The organism is Streptomyces capitiformicae, assembly GCF_002214185.1.
Lineage (GTDB): Bacteria > Actinomycetota > Actinomycetes > Streptomycetales > Streptomycetaceae > Streptomyces > Streptomyces capitiformicae.
This window is the reverse complement of sequence record NZ_CP022161.1, coordinates 6,332,184-6,349,608: the sequence shown is the minus strand read 5'-3', so window position 1 is coordinate 6,349,608 and position 17,425 is coordinate 6,332,184. Positions and strand designations below refer to the sequence as shown.

Genomic DNA, 17,425 nt, shown 5'->3' with positions numbered 1-17,425 from the left:
AATCGCTCCTTGGTGGTGGCTTTACCTTCCGTCTGAGGATTATTGGGCTCCGGTGGAAACCCCAGACAGAGTCAAATGTCCCTACTGGTGAGTCACTTGGGGTTGCGAGCGCAATCATCGAGCCGTCATCCGCCCACCATCTGACGCATCATCAGATATCTCGGTACGCTGACCTCGGCCAACGCACCCGCGAAGGGAGTCCGCATGGGCAAGCTCGACGGACGTGTAGTCCTCGTCACAGGCGCCGCGCGCGGCCAGGGCGAGCAGGAGGCCCGGCTGTTCCGGGCGGAGGGGGCCGAGGTCGTGGTCGCCGACGTCCTCGACGACCAGGGCGAGGCCCTCGCCAAGGAGATCGGCGCGCACTACGTCCACCTGGACGTGAGCCGCGAGGACGACTGGTCGGCCGCCGTGGCCGCGGCGAAGGAGGCGTACGGCCGCGTCGACGGCCTTGTCAACAACGCAGGCGTCCTGCGCTTCAACGCCCTCGTCGACACCCCCCTCGACGAGTTCATGCAGGTCGTCCATGTCAACCAGGTCGGCGTCTTCCTCGGCGTCAAGACCCTCGCCCCCGAGATCGAGGCGGCCGGCGGCGGCACCATCGTCAACACCGCCTCGTACACCGGGATGACGGGCATGGCGTACGTCGGCGCGTACGCCGCCACCAAGCACGCGATCGTCGGCCTGACCCGGGTGGCCGCGCTGGAGCTGGCCCGCAAGGGGATACGCGTCAACGCGGTCTGCCCCGGCGCCATCGACACCGCGATGTCCGACCCCGGTGACGGTGCCTCCGCCGAGTCCATCGACCGGCTGTACCGCAAGCGCGTGCCGCTCGGCCGGATCGGCAAACCCGAGGAGGTCGCCCGGCTGGCGCTGTTCCTGTCCTGTGCGGACTCGTCGTACATCACCGGGCAGCCGTTCGTGATCGACGGGGGGTGGCTGGCCGGGGTGAGTCTTGGCTGACGTCTTGGCCGATGATCTTGGCCGATGGTCTTGGCTGACGGTACGTCAGCTATTGACCCTCCAGGGACTCGATGGAACAGTCGGCTCATAGATCTGACGACCTGTCAGATATGGCCGTGGGGATGACCTGGGGACGGTGAACCTCCTTGGAAATCGGGCTCTTTGTACAGGGATACGTGGGAAAGCGGGCCGAGACCGACCCGCTCGCGGAGCACAAGGCGCTGATGGAGGAGACCGAGTACGTCATCCAGGCGGACAAGTCCGGCTTCAAGTACGCGTGGGCCTCCGAGCACCACTTCCTGGAGGAGTACTCGCACCTGTCGGCCAATGATGTGTTCCTGGGGTACCTGGCCCACGCGACCGAGCGGATCCATCTGGGGTCGGGGATCTTCAATCCTCTCGCCCAGGTCAACCACCCCGTCAAGGTCGCCGAGAAGGTCGCCATGCTCGACCATCTCAGCGAGGGCCGCTTCGAGTTCGGCAGCGGGCGCGGGGCCGGCTCCCACGAGATCCTCGGCTTCATCCCTGGTGTGACCGACATGAACTACACCAAGGAGATCTGGGAAGAGACCATCGCCGAGTTCCCCAAGATGTGGCTCCAGGACGAGTACGTCGGCTTCCAGGGCAAGCACTGGTCCCTGCCGCCGCGGAAGATCCTGCCGAAGCCGTACGGGAAGTCCCACCCCGCGATGTGGTACGCCGCCGGCTCGCCGCCGTCGTACGCCATGGCCGCGAAGAAGGGGCTCGGCGTGCTCGGCTTCAGCGTGCAGAAGGTCTCCGACATGGAGTGGGTGCTGGAGCAGTACAAGACCGCGATCGTCGACGCCGAACCGATCGGGGACTTCGTCAACGACAACGTGATGGTGACGACGACGGCGATCTGCGCGCCCACGCATGACGAGGCGGTGCGGATCGCCGTGAACGGCGGGCTGCACTATCTGCCGTCACTCGTGTTCAGGTATCACGACACGTTCCCCCGGCCGGAGGGGTTCCCCGTCTGGCCGGAGACGTTGCCTCCGTATGACGAGGAGTTCATCGAGCTGCTCATCTCCGAGGAGTTGTTGATCTGCGGGGATCCGGACGAGGTGCTCACGCAGTGCAAGCGGTGGGAGCAGGCCGGGGCGGATCAGCTGAGCTTCGGGTTGCCGGTGGGGGTGCCGAAGGAGGAGACGTTGCAGACGATTCGGTTGGTGGGGGAGCACGTGATTCCGAAGATCGACACGGATCCTGTGCACAGGACGTCCCGTTTCCGGCAGTCCGCCTGATCGCCGTAGGGGCTGCTGCCCGTCTGGTGGCTGCGGGTTCGTTGTGGCTGGTCGTGCCCACGGGGCGGAGCCGCAAACCGACACAGCCCCGCGCCCCTGAGGGAGTGTCCCGCACCCGAAACCTGAGGAGGAACCGTCATGCTCGATCACGTCATCAAAGGCGCGACCGTCGTCGACGGGACCGGCGCCCCCGCGTACATCGCCGACGTCGGCATACGGGACGGACGTATCGCTGTCATCGGAAGCGATGTCACCGAAGAGGCACGTACGTCCGAGGACGCCGCCGGACTCGTCCTCGCCCCCGGCTTCGTCGACCCCCACACCCACTACGACGCCCAGCTCTTCTGGGACCCGTATGCCACCCCCTCCCTCAACCACGGGGTGACGACGGTCGCCGGCGGGAACTGCGGGTTCACCCTCGCGCCCCTCAACCCCTCCCGCCCCGAGGACGCCGACTACACGCGGCGGATGATGTCCAAGGTGGAGGGGATGTCGCTGGTCGCCCTGGAGGAGGGGGCGCCGTGGAGCTGGCACGGCTTCGGGGAGTATCTGGACGCCCTTGAAGGCCGTATCGCCGTCAATGCCGGGTTCATGGTGGGGCATTGCGCGCTGCGGCGGTACGTCATGGGGCCGGACGCGATCGGTGGGCAGCCGAGCGAGGGGCAGTTGAGGGACATGCTCCGGCTGTTCCATGAGGCGATGGAGGCGGGGGCGTGGGGGCTGTCGACGACCCAGTCCTCGACCCACTCCGACGGCGACGGGAAGCCGGTCGCCTCGCGTCACGCCAAGGCCGACGAGTTGATCGCGCTCGCCCGGGCCGTGGGTGAGCACGAGGGGACGCAGATCGAGGCGATCGTCGCGGGGTGTCTGGATCAGTTCAGCGACGAGGAGATCGACCTCTTCGTGGAGATGAGCGCGGTGGCGGGGCGGCCGCTCAACTGGAACGTACTGACCATCGACTCGGCGGTCCCCGAGCGCGTGCCCCGGCAGCTGGAGGCGAGCGAGCGGGCGCGGAAGGCCGGGGGCCGGGTGGTGGCCCTGACCATGCCGATCCTCACCCCCATGAACATGTCGCTCGGTACCTTCTGCGCGCTGAATCTCATCCCCGGGTGGGGGCCGGTCCTGGGGCTGCCGGTGCCCGAGCGGATCGAGCGGCTGCGGGATCCGGAGGTCCGTGCCGAGATGCTGCGCAGGGCCGACTCCAAGGAGGCCGGTGTCTTCCGCCGCCTCGCCAACTTCGGGCGGTACGTCATCGGGGACACGTACAGCGAGGCGAACGAGGGCCTGACCGGGCGGGTCGTGCAGGACATCGCGGCGGAGCGGGGGCAGGACCCGTTCGAGTGCCTGGTGGAGATCTGCGCGGCCGACAACCTCCGTACGGTCCTGTGGCCCATGCCGACGGACAACGACCCGGCGAGCTGGGCGCTGCGCGCCGAGACCTGGCAGCACGAGGACGTCATGCTGGGCGGCTCCGACGCGGGCGCCCATCTGGACCGTATGTGCGGAGCCCCGTACACGACCCGGTTCATCGGCGACTGTCTGCGCGGCCGGGGGCTCGTCGGGCTCGAACAGGCGGTGAAGATGCTGACCGACGACCCGGCACGGCTGTTCGGCCTGCGCGAGAGGGGGCAGGTGCGGGAGGGCTGGCACGCGGACCTCGTCCTCTTCGACCCGGAGCGCGTCGACGCCGGCAAGGCCACCCTGGTGCACGACCTGCCGGGTGACAGCCCGCGGCTGGACTCCAAGGCCATCGGCGTACGGGCGGTGTGGGTCAACGGCGTCGAGGCGATACGGGACGACGTGGTGACCGGGGCGGTACCCGGGAAGGTGCTGCGGTCGGGGCGGGACACGCGGACGGTGAGTACGAGGTGAGTGGGGCGGCGCGGGCGCAGCGGCTGTTCATCGGCGGCTCCTGGGTGGAGCCCGACGGTGGGTACTACGAGGTGACCGATCCGGCGACCGAGACGGTCGTCGGACTGGCCCCGGAGGCCTCGCGGGAGCAGGTGCACGCGGCCGCCGCCGCGGCCCGCGAGGCCTTCGGGCCGTGGTCACGGACCCGACCGGAGGAACGGGCGGCCGTACTGGCGAAGGCCGCCGACCTGATACGACGCCACCTCGTCCCGTACGCCGAACTCGCCCAGGCCGAGACCGGGGCCACGACCGGGACGGCGCGCGGGATGCAGGTGGGGATCGGCGCGGCCCGTTTCCAGCGGTACGCGCGCGTGGAGCCGACGGAGGAGCCGATCGCTCCCCAGATCAACGAGGCGGGCCCGTTCGGCAGGGCGGCGGTGATGGGCGCCCTGGCCATCCGCCAGCCGGTGGGCGTGGTCACCTGCATCACCTCCTACAACAACCCCTGGGCCAACCCGGCCGGCAAGATCGCCCCCGCCCTCGCCATGGGCAACACGGTCGTGGTGAAACCCGCCCCCCAGGACCCCCTCTCCGTCTACCGCATGGCCGAGGCCCTGGAGGCGGCGGGCGTACCGCCGGGCGTGGTGAACGTGGTGAGCGGCTCGGGGGTGGAGGCCGGCGAGGCGGCGGTGGACTCGGCCGACGTGGACATGGTGAGCTTCACGGGCTCCACGGCGGTCGGGCGACGCATCGCGGAGGTCTGCGGCCGCGGCATGAAGCGCCAGCTGATGGAACTGGGCGGAAAAGGCGCGGCGATCGTCTTCGACGACGCGGACCTGACGTCCGCGGTGGCCGCTATCGGCACCACCTTCTCCTTCTACAGCGGCCAGATCTGCACGGCCCCGACACGGGTGATCGCGCAGCGGGGCGTGTACGACGAACTGGTGACCCAACTGGCGGAGTACGCGAGGCGATTGCCGGTGGGCGACCCGCGGGAGCGGGGCACCGTGGTGGGCCCGGTGATCTCGTCGGCCCACCGGGACCGCGTCGAGTCGTACGTCGAACTCGGCCGCAAGGAGGGCGCCCGGCTGGTGACCGGCGGCGAACGCCCGCCGCTGGACCATGGCTTCTACGTGACCCCCACCCTCCTCGCCGACTGCACCCCCGACATGAGGGTGGTCCGGGAGGAGATCTTCGGCCCGGTGGTCGTCGCCCTCCCCTTCGACGACGAGGACGAGGCGGTGACCCTGGCCAACGCCACCGACTACGGCCTCATCGACTACGTCTGGTCGGGAGACGTGTCCCGAGCCTTCCGCGTCGCCCGCCGCCTGCGAACGGGCGGGGTGGGGGTGAACACCGTCGGCCGCAACATGGAGGCCCCCTTCGGTGGTTTCAAGAAGAGCGGAGTGGGCCGAGACGTGGGCTCGTACGCGCTGCACGCGTACAGCGAGGTACAGGCGATCGTCTGGCCGGGGTGAGCGGGGAGCGGTCCGGGTCGGACGCGGTACTCGTCGGCCATGCCCCGGAGGACGTGCCGTGGGTGGCCACGCCGCCTTCAGGCCGCGGCCCACGTCGCGCGCAGGCGCTGCCGGGGCGACAACCACACCATGGCAGCAGCGGCCCGCGCCCAGGACGGCCGGATCGTCACCGCGGTGAACGCCTACCAGCCGTGGGCGACCGCGACCGCGGGGTTGTTCCCCCGTGCGGCCGGTGCCGCCAGGTCCCGCACAAACGAACCCGCGCCTACCGGCCGCAGACGAACGGCAAGGTCGAACGCTTCACCGCACCCTGCTCGACGAGTGGGCGTACGCCCGCCCGGTGGCTGGCTGCACACCTACAATCACCACCGCGGACACACCGCGCTCAAGGGCCAACCACCAGCCAGCCGCGTCCCTAACCTCTCAGGGCAATACAACTAGGGCGTGTTGCGCGGGAGTCGGCGCGGTCGAGAGGTGGGTGGAGTTGATCGAGGTCGACGGTCCACTCGTCACGTTCCGCTGGCATTACGTCTTCGCCGACGGCGAGTTGACGTCCGACTCCACGCTCAGGTTCCGCGAGCGGGGTGAGATCGAGGTGGATCTGGCCGCCGCGGGGTATGCGCTGGAGGAGGTGTGTGACGCTCCTGACCGGGGCGGCAAGGAGTTCGTGTTCGTCGCCCGTCGGCCGCTTCCGGCTTGAGACCCTCCTTGACCCTCCTTGACCCTCCTTGACCCTCAGTCCCTTGTCCGTAGGTCCACCCGGATCGTCAGCAACCCCGACCTCGACCCCAGCGCCCGTACCCCCGCGCTGTTCATCCTGGGCAGGGTGCGCAGGCGGGCGATCGGGTCGTCGTCCGGCAGTACATGTGCCGTTCCCTCGTGCCAGCGGCCCCGGATACGGACGCGGACTCTCGGGTCGGCCCGGATGTTCCGTACGTACTGGGACTTCTCGCCGAACTCCGAGACCAGCCAGAAGGAGTCACCGACCCGGCGCCCGCCCAGCGGGGTCCGGCGCGGCAGGCCGGACTTGCGGCCCGTGGTCTCCAGGAGCGTGTGGAGCGGTACGCGGCGGAGCACCGGGTTCGCGACGCAGCGTTGGAAGGTGGTGACGAGACGCTGTTTGAGGTCCGGACCGTCTGCGGCGCGGGGCATCGGGTTTCGTTCTCCTCGGGGCGTGGGGGAGCAGGGCAGGCCGGGCGAGGCGGGGCGGGGCGGCGGAACGGAGCCCGCCCCGCCCGGTGGTCACGGCTTGCGGCCCAGGCCGCCGTGTTGGCCGATCGGCTTCGGTTCGGTCTCCTCCGTGCCGTCCGGGCGCCAGAGCGGGACGGACACGACGCCCGGGTCGATCAGGTCCAGGCCGTCGAAGTAGCCGGTGATCTGGTCGACGGGGCGGAGGAAGTAGGGGACGGCGCCGGTCTCGTTGTAGGCGTCCTGGGCGCGCTCGTAGTCGGGGTCGGTGCCCCGGGAGCCCTCGTTGATCGAGAGGTAGCTGCCCGAGGGGAGGCCGGACATCAGGTGCTGGACGATCGAGCGGGCCTCGTCGTAGTCGGCGACGTGGCCGAGGATGCCGCTGAGGATGAGAGCCGTGGGCCGGGTCAGGTCCAGGGTTCTGGCCGCGGCCTCCAGGATGTTCTCCGGGTCGTAGAGGCTCGCGTCGACGTACGCGGTGGCGCCCTCGGCGGAGGAGTAGAGCAGGGCGCGGGCGTGGGCGAGGACCATCGGGTCGTTGTCGACGTAGACGATCCTGGCGTCCGGGGCGCTGCGCTGGGCGACCTGGTGGGTGTTGTCGGCGGTGGGCAGCCCGGTGCCGACGTCCAGGAACTGCCGTACGCCCTCCACCTCCACCAGATGCCGGATGCTGCGCCGCAGGAACGCGCGGCTGCCGCGGGCGATGGTCACGATGCCGGGGAAGGCACCGGCGTACGCGTCGCCGGCCGCCTCGTCCACCGGGTAGTTGTCCTTGCCGCCCAGCCAGTAGTTCCAGATGCGGGCGGAGGCGGGCACCGAAGTGTCGACCTTCTCCTTCGCCGCGGGTTCGGGCGTGGTCGCGTGATCGGTCATGGGGCCGTTCTCCTCCGACGAGCATACGAGCGTACAGACGTGCGTGCGTCACACGTACGGATGTGCGCCCGCACGTGTCGAGCCAAATTTAAGCCTCAACGAGTCGTTTTCGTACGCGAGTTCCTGGACGGCAGTCCCGGCCCATGGCCCACGCCCTAGCTGCGCCCCAGGAAGATCGGGTTCGTGAAGGCCGCCATCGGGCCCGGGAAGCCCGTGATGACCGGTGGATGGCGGACCTCGGCGCGGACGTACGCCGCGTACGAGGCCGTCGTACGCCACTGAGCCGAGCCGGTGCCCGAGGCCGGGAGCGCGGGCGAGGTGAACAGGACGCCCTGGTCGGTGACGAAGCGGATCGTGCAGTCGGGGGCGCCCGTCGCCTCCAGGCGGACCGTGACCGGGGTGTCGGGGGCCACCTTCAACCGCTCGCCGATGCCCGCGTGTTCGCCGCGCGTGCCGGAGGCGGTGAAGGTGACGGACACGTCCTTCGACTCGGCGACGTACGAGCGGCCGGTCCGCAGTCCCTCCTGGATGGCGTCCCTCGTCAGGTCGTCGGCCAGGACGACCGTCTGGGGGCGGCCCACGGGGTCGGGGTCACGGTGGGCGTCGCTGTTGCCCATCGCCGGTATCCAGTCCCGGCGGCCCTCGCGCACGGCCGCGACCAGCATGCCGTCCCAGTCGGCGAGAGCCACCTCGTCCTCGGGCGAGTACGCGCCGTTCCAGACCTCCACCGCGTCCGCCTCGCCGAAGCCGAACTTCCAGTTGCAGCCGATGCAGGTGGCGTGCGGGTGGGCGGGGACCACCAGGCCCCCGGCGCGGCGGATCTCCCGGGCGTACTTGCCGAACCGGTTGTCCCGGGCCCGGTAGCGCCAGTCGACGAAGGTGCCGGGGTCGGTGCCGAGGGCCACCACATGGCCGTTCCTCGTGGTCACCTCCTCGCCCAGCAGGATGAGGAGGTCGTCGCCCGCGTGCTCGGCCCAATGGGCGTGCGCCGACTGGGTGTTGTGCTCGGAGGAGTTGATGAAGTCGAGGCCTGCGGCCCGCGCGAGCGCCGCGATCTCGGCGGTGGTGCGGCGGCCGTCGGAGTACCAGGTGTGCAGATGGCAGTCGCCCCGGTACCAGGCCCGGCCCCGGCCCTTCGCCCGCTCCGGCGGGTAGACGGGCTTCACCTGCTTGCCGGGTTGGCCGTACGTGAGCATGATCGTGATCTCGTACGGCAGTCCCCGCGGCGCCACCGTGTACGGGCCCAGCGCGATGTGCCACGTGCCGGGGCGGACGGGGCCCGGGATGTAGCCCGGGGTGGCGTCGTCCGCCCGGATGAAGAACTCCGTGCGCGCGCCGCCCGACCAGCCCCGGAAGCCCTTGCCGCCGAGGTCGGTGCCGCGTTCGTCGAAGATGCCGATGTCCAGCGCGTTGCCGGCGGTGCCGGCGGGGACGGTCGGTCTCTCATAGGTGTACGAGACCTTCAACTCCCTTACCCCGCCAGGCACTTCGACGGGCAGATAGACGAAGTCGGGGGAGCCCGTGGGGAGCGTGCCCCGGATGGTCTTCGTCTCCTGGTTGCCGTCCGCGGCCTCGACGCCGCTCGTACCGAAGGTCACGCTCCCCAACGTAAGCGCGGCCGCCGCCGACGTCACGAACAGCGCGCGCCTTCCGAGTGTGTTTCCGTCACGTCCGTCGCTGCCGTCGCTGTGCTCGTCGCACATGCTGCTGCTCCCCAGGTCGTCGCGTGTGACATGGCGTGGGCGGTGCGGGGTGGTGAGTGCCACCTTCGTATGCGGTGGTGAACTGTGGGGCAAGGGAAGGGAATCGCCAGATTTCGAGGTGTGACCCCTGTGGGTAATGTGCGACGAAGATCGAGCGGGGCGATCACCGGACCGGCGTCCGACCAGCGCCGAATCGAGAGGTGCCGCCCCGTTCATCGGTTCGACGAAGGGGAGCGTCATGAGGTTCTACTGGCTGATATGGCTCGCGAGGCACATCGGCGAATACGGTTACAGTCACGGCCCGTTGCGCGGCGCGATCGGTACGGTCGCCGTGCTCCTCGCCGCCCTGCTGATCGGGGTTGTGCTGTGGCGCCGGACGCGGGCCGCCGCCGTGACCGCAGCGGGGCTCACCTGCGTCGTCGGCGTGGGGTGGCTGGCGCTCCATTGAGGTGCCGACCGGTCGGTATGGACACGGGGGTTGCATCCCGGTAGAGATGACGTATGCGCATCTCCGTGACCGTCTTCCTCACCGACGAGACCATCACCCCCACCCGGCTCGCCCGTGAGCTGGAGCAGCGGGGCTTCGCCGGGCTCTACGTCCCCGAGCACACGCACATCCCTGTCGAGCGGACGACGCCGTACCCGGCCGGGGGTGAGCTGCCGCGCGAGTACGGCCGTACCCTCGACCCCTTCGTCGCGCTCGGCCAGGCCGCCGCCGTCACCGAGCGGCTGGGGCTCGGCACCGGCATCACGCTCGTCGCCCAGCACGACCCGATCGACCTCGCGAAGCAGATCGCGACCGTGGACCACCTCTCCGGGGGCCGCCTCACCCTCGGCCTCGGCTACGGCTGGAACGTGGAGGAGGCCGTCGACCACGGGGTCGACTGGCGTACCCGGCGTGAGCTGGTGCGGGACCGGATGGCGTTGATGCGGGCGCTGTGGGCGGAGGAGCCGACGGCGTACGAGGGGGAGTTCGGGAGTGTGCGGGCGAGTTTCGCGTACCCCAAGCCGGTGCGGAAGCCGCGAGGGCCGGTGGTGGGACCGCGCACGCTGATCGGTGGGGCGGCCGGGCCGAAGCTGTTCGCGCACATCTGCGAGTACGCGGACGGGTGGCTGCCGATCGGGGGGCGGGGGTTGTCCGAGTCGCTGCCGGTGCTGCGGGCGGCGTGGGCCGAGGCGGGCCGGCCCCCAGAGGCACTTCAGGTCGTTCCGTACGCGGTGCATCCGAGTGCGGGCAAGCTGGCGTACTACGCGGAACTGGGGATCGAGGAGGTGGTGGTGCAGCTGCCTCCGGCGGGGGAGGCCGAGATCCTGGGGGTGTTGGACTCCTACGGTGCGTTCTTGGGGTGACGACACAGCCCCGCGCCCCGTTCGGGACTCCGCACCCGGACGTGATCGGCCGCGACCTCCCGGGAGGTCGCGGCCGATTCGGGGTTGTCAGGCGTTCTCGGTTACTTCCCCGCGGGGCCCACCCGGATCGTGACCGTGGAGCCGTCCTTGGCCTCCTCGATGATCTGGATCTTGGTGTTGGTGTTGGTGATCTTGACGCCGCCCGTGGGGTTCTTCTCGTCGTAGTAGGTGTGGGTGCGGTCGTTGAAGGTCGACACGCCCTTCTGCGACGTGACCTTCAGCGTGTCCTTCTTTTCCCAGCGCAGCGTGAAAGCGTCCGTGCGGCCGAGGGTGAAGGTCGAGTCGTGCGTCTGGTAGTCGTTCGACGCCAGCTTGCCGTTGGACCACTTCAGGGGCTTCGGGTGGGCGTCGACCGGCAGCAGCCGGCCGACACCGGGGTGCTGGCTGGTGTTGTTGTCCTGCTGCGAGGTGTCCCACTTCCAGATCAGCAGGCCGTTCTGGTAGGGGTAGCGCTCCACCCAGCTCGGGCCCGTGAAGCTGATCGCGAGCTTGAGGGCCTTGTCGTACGACACGTACTGGCGGTTCTCGGCGATGTAGTACTGCTCGTGCTCCGTGGTGTAGGAGCCGCCGAAGCGGGAGAAGCCGGCTGCCGTCCAGGCGGGGTCGGCGGTCTCGGCGTTGTCCGAGAAGAGGGGCGAGCCGTCGGCCGTGACCGTGATCCGGTCGGCCACGAAACCCTTCTGGGCCACGAACTGGTCGGTCTGGTAGCGGAAGCGCAGGTCGATCTTCCGGCCCGCGTAGGCGTCCAGGGTGTACGACAGCTTCTTGAAGCCGTCCGTCGTGCCGTCCAGGGCCGGCTTGCCGTCGCCGTCACGGCTGATCGGCTGGCCGTCGGCGGTGCCGTCGACCGCGGTCCAGGTGGCGCCACCGTCGGTCGAGACCTCGGTGTAGAGGTAGTCGAAACCCTTCTCGATGTCCCACCAGCCGTCGAGCGTCAGCGCCGCGGAGGTCTTGCCGGTCAGGTCCACGGAACGGGTCAGCGTGTTGGACAGCTTGTCGGCGCTGCCGCTCCACCACTGCTGCGAACCCTCCGAGGGCTTCACGACCTCGACCTTTACCCGCTTCTTGGGCAGCTCGACCACGAGGGCCTGCTTGTCCCAGGTGTTGTACTCGGCGACACCCAGCTTGTGTGTGGACTGCTTGCCGGCCTTCGCCTTGTCGTAGTTCAGCCAGCCGAGCTGCAGCTTGTCCCAGGCGGTCATGTCGCCGGGCAGGTCACCGATCTCGGTCTTGCTCTGGCCGAGCCAGGAGCCGCCCGACATCAGGGTCCAGGCTCCGGTGGAGTTGTTGCCCTTGCCGCTGGTGTCGTAGTGGTCCGGCAGGCCGAGGTCGTGGCCGTACTCGTGGGCGAAGACACCGAGGCCGCCGTTCTCCGGCATGACCGTGTAGTCGCCGACCCAGATGCCGGTGTCGCCGATCGGGGCGCCACCGCGCTTGTTGCCCTCGGGGCCGGTCTTGTCCCAGTCGTCGTTGAACGCGTACCAGCGGTGGGACCAGATGGCGTCCTCGCCCTGCGCTCCCCCGTCGGCCTCCTCGCCCTCACCAGCGTGCACGATCTGGAAGTGGTCGATGTAGCCGTCGGGCTCGTTGAAGTCGCCGTCGCCGTCGAAGTCGCCGCGGTCCCAGGTGTCGAACTTCGCCAGGCCCGTCTTGATCTCGGCGTCCGTGCGCCCGGCAGCCTTCTGCTGCGCCACCCAGGCGGTGACGCCGTCCGCGACGAACTGCCAGATACAGGTGTTGGGCACGCACTTGTTGGAGCCGTAACGGGCCTCGTTGTAGGGGACCTTGACCCAGCCCCCGACCTCGCCCTCGACCGAGTAGCGGCCCGAGGACTGCTTCTCGTAGTACTTCTTCATCGACTCGGTCTTCTTGCCCGTGCCGAAGAGCAGCTGCTCGTAGTGCTTCCGGTTGTAGTCGGCCTTCCAGGCCTTCGTGTTGTCCTTCTTGCGGTCCGGCTTGGCTATCTGGTTGTGCAGGGGGCCGGGCGTTCCGCCGTAGGTGCTGTCCGTTCGGTCGCCGAACTCGGCCAGGATCGTGAAGATCCTGTCGGTCTTCTCGCGGCCCAGCTCGACGTACTTGGGGTCGCCCTTCTTGCTCTTCAGCTGTACGACCTTGGAGCCCTCACGGTCCTTGACCGTGGTGTCGCCGGATATGACCTGCTTCAGGGCTTCCTCGCGCTGGGCGGCCTGCGTCCTGCTCAGCGGGCTTTCGAGGTCGTGGTCGTGTGCGGTGTGGGCGTGGGCGTGGGCCGGGTCGCGGTGATCCGTGGACGCGGCCGGAGTGTGTGCTTCGGCGACCTGTGTGGTGGTGACGGTGACGGTCGTGAACGTCGCCGCGGCGGTGGCGAGGGCCACACCGGTCGCCGCGGCCCTGAACGTCCAGGGTTTGCTGGTCACTTGTGGGGGGTCCTTCCTGGACGCGGTCGGCCATGGGCGCGCAGCGGACCGTCCTGTTCCCTGACGCCCGTGGCTTGTGACACGCGTGGTGGATCAAGTGAACGTATTTGACAGGAGGTTGAGGGGAAAAGAAAGTTCGCGATCGCCGGTGGCACGAGTAACTTCATTACCAGCCACGCACTGTTCGGCTTGTGCACGATGTGTTCACCGATCCATCAGAGAAGGCGCACGGATGGACCGGGTCAGTCGCGTGAACCGGGGGCGGGTAAACCGGGAGGGCGGGTAAACCGGGAGGGCGGGACAATGGCACCCGGGTGAATGGAAGTTATTACCGGCCAGTTCATACTGACCGAGGGATTCGGCGGTTGCCGCTGGGCAGTTGTCCCTGCGCGGTTATCGCCGCGTGTTCGGCGGTCGGCCACAGGACGCCCGAGGCGAACGCCGGGGTCCTGGGCGCTGATGGGGTCGCCCGTCGCGAGGCCGCCGATTACACCATGTAATGCAACGCGCCCCCTCCCGCACGCCCGTGGCTGCCTGGGCTGATCCTGTCGCTCGTATGCTCGAAGAATGACGACTTCCGCGACCTCCGGCACCGGCCCCACCGACCGCCCCGGCGGCACCGGCCCGACGGAGAACGCCATGCGCCGCGCCCTCAAACGCGCCCGGGACGGCGTCGCCATCGACGTCACCGAGGCGGCCGTGCTGCTTCAGGCGCGCGGCGAGGCCCTGGACGACCTCGTCGCGTCCGCCGGCCGGGTGCGGGACGCGGGCCTTGAAGAGGCCGGCCGGCCCGGTGTCATCACGTACTCCAAGAGCGTGTTCATCCCGCTCACCCGGCTCTGTCGCGACAAGTGTCACTACTGCACGTTCGTCACCGTGCCGGGGAAGCTGCGGCGGGCCGGGCACGGGATGTTCATGTCGCCGGACGAGGTGCTCGATGTGGCCCGCAAGGGGGCCGCCCTCGGCTGCAAGGAGGCGCTGATCACCCTCGGCGACAAGCCCGAGGAACGCTGGCCGGAGGCGCGCGAGTGGCTCGACGCGCACGGATACGACGACACGATCGCGTATGTCCGGGCGATCTCGATCCGGATCCTGGAGGAGACGGGGCTGCTGCCTCATCTCAACCCGGGCGTGATGAGCTGGACGGACTTCCAGCGGCTCAAGCCCGTCGCGCCGAGCATGGGCATGATGCTGGAGACGACCGCGACGCGGTTGTGGTCCGAGCCCGGCGGTCCGCACTACGGCTCCCCGGACAAGGAGCCGGCCGTACGACTGCGGGTCCTGGAGGACGCGGGGCGGTCGTCCGTGCCGTTCACGTCCGGCATTCTCATCGGCATCGGAGAGACGTACGAGGAGCGCGCCGAGTCCCTCTTCGCCCTCCGGAAGGTCTCCCGCGCCTACCACGGCATCCAGGAGCTGATCATCCAGAACTTCCGCGCCAAGCCGGACACCGCGATGCGCGGTATGCCGGACGCGGAACTGGACGAACTGGTCGCGGCGGTGGCCGTCGCCCGGCACATCATGGGCCCGGCCGGCTGCATCCAGGCCCCGCCCAACCTCGTGGACAGCGAGTACGAACGCCTGATCGGCGCCGGGATCGACGACTGGGGCGGGGTGTCCCCGCTGACCATCGACCATGTGAACCCCGAGCGCCCCTGGCCGCAGATCGAGGAGCTGACGGAGCGGTCCGCGGCGGCCGGGTTCGAGCTGCGGGAACGGCTGTGCGTGTACCCGGAGTTCGTGACGCGCGGCGAGCCGTGGCTGGACCCGCGTCTGCTGCCGCATGTCCGGGCACTCGCCGACCCGGAGACGGGGCTGGCCCTGCCGGACGCGGTCGTCGAGGGGCACCCGTGGCAGGAGCCCGAGGAGGTGTTCGTCGCCGCCGGCCGTACGGATCTCCACTCCTCGATCGACACCGAGGGCCGTACGTCCGACCGCCGCGACGACTTCGACGAGGTCTACGGCGACTGGGGCGCCCTGCGTGAGGCGGCCGCCCCCGGCATGGCGCCGGAGCGCATCGACACCGATGTGCGGCAGGCGCTGCGGGTCGCCGCCGACGACCCGACCCGGCTGAGCGACGCCGAGGCGCTGGCGCTCCTGCACGCGGACGGGCCGGCGCTGGACACGCTGTGCGAGGTCGCGGACGACGTCCGCCGCTCGGCGGTCGGCGACGACGTCACGTACATCGTCACGCGGAACATCAACTTCACGAACGTCTGCTACACCGGATGCCGTTTCTGCGCCTTCGCCCAGCGGAGGACGGACGCGGACGCGTACACGCTCTCGCTGGGCCAGGTCGCCGACCGGGCGCAACAGGCCTGGGATGTCGGTGCTGTGGAGGTGTGTATGCAGGGGGGTATCCACCCCGACCTGCCCGGCACGGCGTACTTCGACATCGCGAAGGCGGTCAAGTCCCGCGTCCCCGGTATGCACGTGCACGCTTTCTCCCCGATGGAGGTGGTGAACGGCGCGACGAGGACCGGGATGTCCATCCGGGAGTGGCTGGGCGCGGCGAAGGAAGCGGGCCTCGACACCATCCCCGGCACGGCCGCCGAGATCCTCGACGACGAGGTGCGCTGGGTTCTGACGAAGGGCAAGCTCCCGACGGCGACGTGGATCGAGGTGGTGACCACGGCCCACGAGCTGGGCATCCGCTCGTCCTCCACCATGATGTACGGCCACGTGGACCAGCCCCGCCACTGGCTCGGCCACCTGCGCACGCTCGCCGGGATCCAGCAACGGACCGGCGGCTTCACGGAGTTCGTGACCCTGCCCTTCATCCACACCAACGCGCCCGTGTACCTGGCCGGCATCTCCCGCCCGGGCCCCACCATGCGCGACAACCGCGCGGTCACCGCCATGGCCCGACTCCTCCTGCACCCCTGGATCCCCAACATCCAGACCAGCTGGGTGAAGCTCGGCGCGGAGGGCGCGGCGGAGATGCTCCGGTCGGGTGCGAACGACCTCGGCGGCACGCTGATGGAAGAGACCATCTCCCGTATGGCGGGCTCGTCGTACGGCTCCTACAAGTCGGTGAAGGACCTGATCGCCGTCGCGGACGCGGCCGGGCGCCCGGCCAGGCCCCGCACGACCCTGTACGGCGAGGTTTCGGAGGAACGACAGAAGGCGGCACGGCTCTCCGACGGACATCTGCCGGAGCTGTTGCCCGTGTTGGAGTAGCCGTCGCGACCGGGACCTGTCCGGGCCCCCGGGACTATTCGGTGTCCTTCGGATGGTGGGTGGACGCGAACACGAGGTGCACGGTGCGGCGTTCTTCACCCTCGACTTGCTCGTCTCCTCACGGAACGGCAACTCGACGACTGCGGCGTGCCCTTGGAGGACGCGGCACAGGTCGTGGCCGAGTTGGCGTCGAACGCCGTGCTCCACGGCCGCGTACCGGAACGGGACTTCCGACTGAGGCTCAGGCTCGACCCCGGCGATCAGCTGCGCGTCGAAGTGACCGACGCCCGAGGTGACCGAATCCCCCGTATCCCCAACCCGGCCGCGACGGACGCGGAGTCGGGCCGGGGGCTGTTGCTCGTCGCGGCCTACGCCGACCGCTGGGGCGTCGACGAGGCGCCCGCGGGCTGCAAAACGGTGTGGGCCGAGTTGACGGTGCCGGGTCGCGGGGCTCCGTGATGCGGCAGGTCACGGCGCCAAAGACCAAAGGAACTTGGGAAAGAAGCCGGCCCGGCCCAGCCCCGCCATCCCCGCTCGACCACCCTCACGAGTGATCGTTGCCGGTCTGGCCGGCGCGCGGGGCCGTCGATGGTGCAGCGTCTGCCGCGAGCAACACACTCAGCGACGCGAGCGACACGCGCAGCGACACAACCCCACGCATGCTTCGGCCCCCGCAGGGGCTGGCATCCCGGACGAGGGCCTGACCAATCAGTGCGAGGGCCCGGCGCCTGCGTGAGCTGGAGCGGATCGTCGACGACGGCGAGCAGGACCCGTCCGAGGCCATCGCCGAGAGCCGCGCCATCCGGGAAGCGGCCGAAGCCGAGGCAGGCCTGTGGCGGACTGGTCCTGGGACTACAACCGAGCGCCGCATACGTCACCGACGGGCTCCCGCCGGGCGTCGTGGCGTAGGTGGAACGGCTCGCCACCGAGTTGGCCGCTCTCGGGCATGGCTCCGTCACGGTCGGCCACTACTCCAGCCGTAGAACGTGATCTCGCGTTGCCTTCGGACCGCTGGGGACCCGTACCGGACCGCCGTTGACGGAGTGACAGGAGTTTCACGACTCTGTGCCGATTACGATCCGTCAGGCGTTCGGCCGAAAATCGACGGCTAGCCTGACGGC

General features: G+C 69.5%; 11 protein-coding genes and 4 pseudogenes. 11 read left to right on the top strand and 4 right to left on the bottom strand.

The genetic code is table 11. The features are described 5' to 3' along the window. Positions 1-204 precede the first annotated feature (204 nt). The 7 genes and pseudogenes from CES90_RS28245 to CES90_RS28220 form a co-directional block, all read left to right on the top strand. Positions 205-960, top strand: coding sequence for an SDR family NAD(P)-dependent oxidoreductase (locus CES90_RS28245; RefSeq protein WP_189786592.1), 756 nt, complete (start codon positions 205-207; stop codon positions 958-960). A gap of 176 nt (positions 961-1,136) precedes the next feature. After that, positions 1,137-2,225 carry an LLM class flavin-dependent oxidoreductase gene (locus CES90_RS28240; RefSeq protein ID WP_189786593.1) on the top strand — a complete coding sequence of 363 codons (1,089 nt, stop codon included), beginning with the start codon at positions 1,137-1,139 and terminating at the stop codon, positions 2,223-2,225. A 138-nt stretch (positions 2,226-2,363) separates the two neighbouring features. Continuing rightward, entirely contained in the window at positions 2,364-4,097 is a 1,734-nt protein-coding gene (locus CES90_RS28235; RefSeq protein ID WP_189786594.1) for an N-acyl-D-amino-acid deacylase family protein, read from the top strand. Further along, a complete protein-coding gene (locus tag CES90_RS28230; protein WP_189786595.1) occupies positions 4,094-5,554 on the top strand; it encodes an aldehyde dehydrogenase family protein in 1,461 nt (486 codons plus the stop codon). Before CES90_RS28235 ends, CES90_RS28230 begins: the two co-directional genes overlap by 4 nt. Positions 5,555-5,593: 39 nt before the next feature. Next, positions 5,594-5,799: pseudogene (locus CES90_RS49955) on the top strand (hypothetical protein); the annotation flags it as partial. Continuing rightward, positions 5,797-5,995 (top strand): annotated as a pseudogene (locus CES90_RS28225) (integrase core domain-containing protein); the annotation flags it as partial. The pseudogenes CES90_RS49955 and CES90_RS28225, both read left to right, overlap by 3 nt. Before the next feature lie 13 nt (positions 5,996-6,008). Then, positions 6,009-6,254, top strand: a pseudogene (locus CES90_RS28220) (SAM-dependent methyltransferase); the annotation flags it as partial. A 35-nt stretch (positions 6,255-6,289) separates the two neighbouring features. Here CES90_RS28220 and CES90_RS28215 read toward each other — a convergent pair. The 3 genes from CES90_RS28215 to CES90_RS28205 all read right to left on the bottom strand — a co-directional run bounded on the left by CES90_RS28215 (position 6,290) and on the right by CES90_RS28205 (position 9,318). Beyond that, positions 6,290-6,706, bottom strand: coding sequence for a nitroreductase/quinone reductase family protein (locus CES90_RS28215; RefSeq protein WP_189786596.1), 417 nt, complete (start codon positions 6,704-6,706; stop codon positions 6,290-6,292). Positions 6,707-6,796: 90 nt separating this feature from the next. After that, on the bottom strand, positions 6,797-7,615 hold the full coding sequence (locus CES90_RS28210; RefSeq protein ID WP_189786597.1) for an SAM-dependent methyltransferase: 819 nt from the start codon (positions 7,613-7,615) through the stop codon (positions 6,797-6,799). Positions 7,616-7,770: 155 nt separating this feature from the next. After that, positions 7,771-9,318, bottom strand: a complete 1,548-nt coding sequence (locus CES90_RS28205) for a CehA/McbA family metallohydrolase (RefSeq protein ID WP_189786598.1) — start codon at positions 9,316-9,318, stop codon at positions 7,771-7,773. Between the two features lie 238 nt (positions 9,319-9,556). On the opposite strand from CES90_RS28205, the gene CES90_RS28200 reads away from it, so the two are divergent. Beyond that, complete coding sequence (locus CES90_RS28200; RefSeq protein WP_189786599.1) at positions 9,557-9,766, top strand: hypothetical protein; 210 nt, start codon at positions 9,557-9,559, stop codon at positions 9,764-9,766. A 53-nt stretch (positions 9,767-9,819) separates the two neighbouring features. Continuing rightward, positions 9,820-10,668 (top strand): LLM class F420-dependent oxidoreductase, encoded by an 849-nt coding sequence (locus CES90_RS28195; RefSeq protein ID WP_189786600.1) that lies wholly within the window; start codon positions 9,820-9,822, stop codon positions 10,666-10,668. 101 nt (positions 10,669-10,769) lie between these two features. Here the strand turns inward: CES90_RS28195 and CES90_RS28190 are convergent, their stop codons facing one another. Continuing rightward, positions 10,770-13,124 (bottom strand): immune inhibitor A domain-containing protein, encoded by a 2,355-nt coding sequence (locus CES90_RS28190; protein WP_189786601.1) that lies wholly within the window; start codon positions 13,122-13,124, stop codon positions 10,770-10,772. 567 nt (positions 13,125-13,691) lie between these two features. On the opposite strand from CES90_RS28190, the gene CES90_RS28185 reads away from it, so the two are divergent. Continuing rightward, positions 13,692-16,304: a bifunctional FO biosynthesis protein CofGH gene (locus tag CES90_RS28185; protein ID WP_189786602.1), complete on the top strand. Its 2,613-nt coding sequence runs from the start codon at positions 13,692-13,694 to the stop codon at positions 16,302-16,304. A 102-nt stretch (positions 16,305-16,406) separates the two neighbouring features. Next, positions 16,407-16,763, top strand: a pseudogene (locus CES90_RS28180) (ATP-binding protein); the annotation flags it as partial. Between the last annotated feature and the right edge of the window lie 662 nt (positions 16,764-17,425).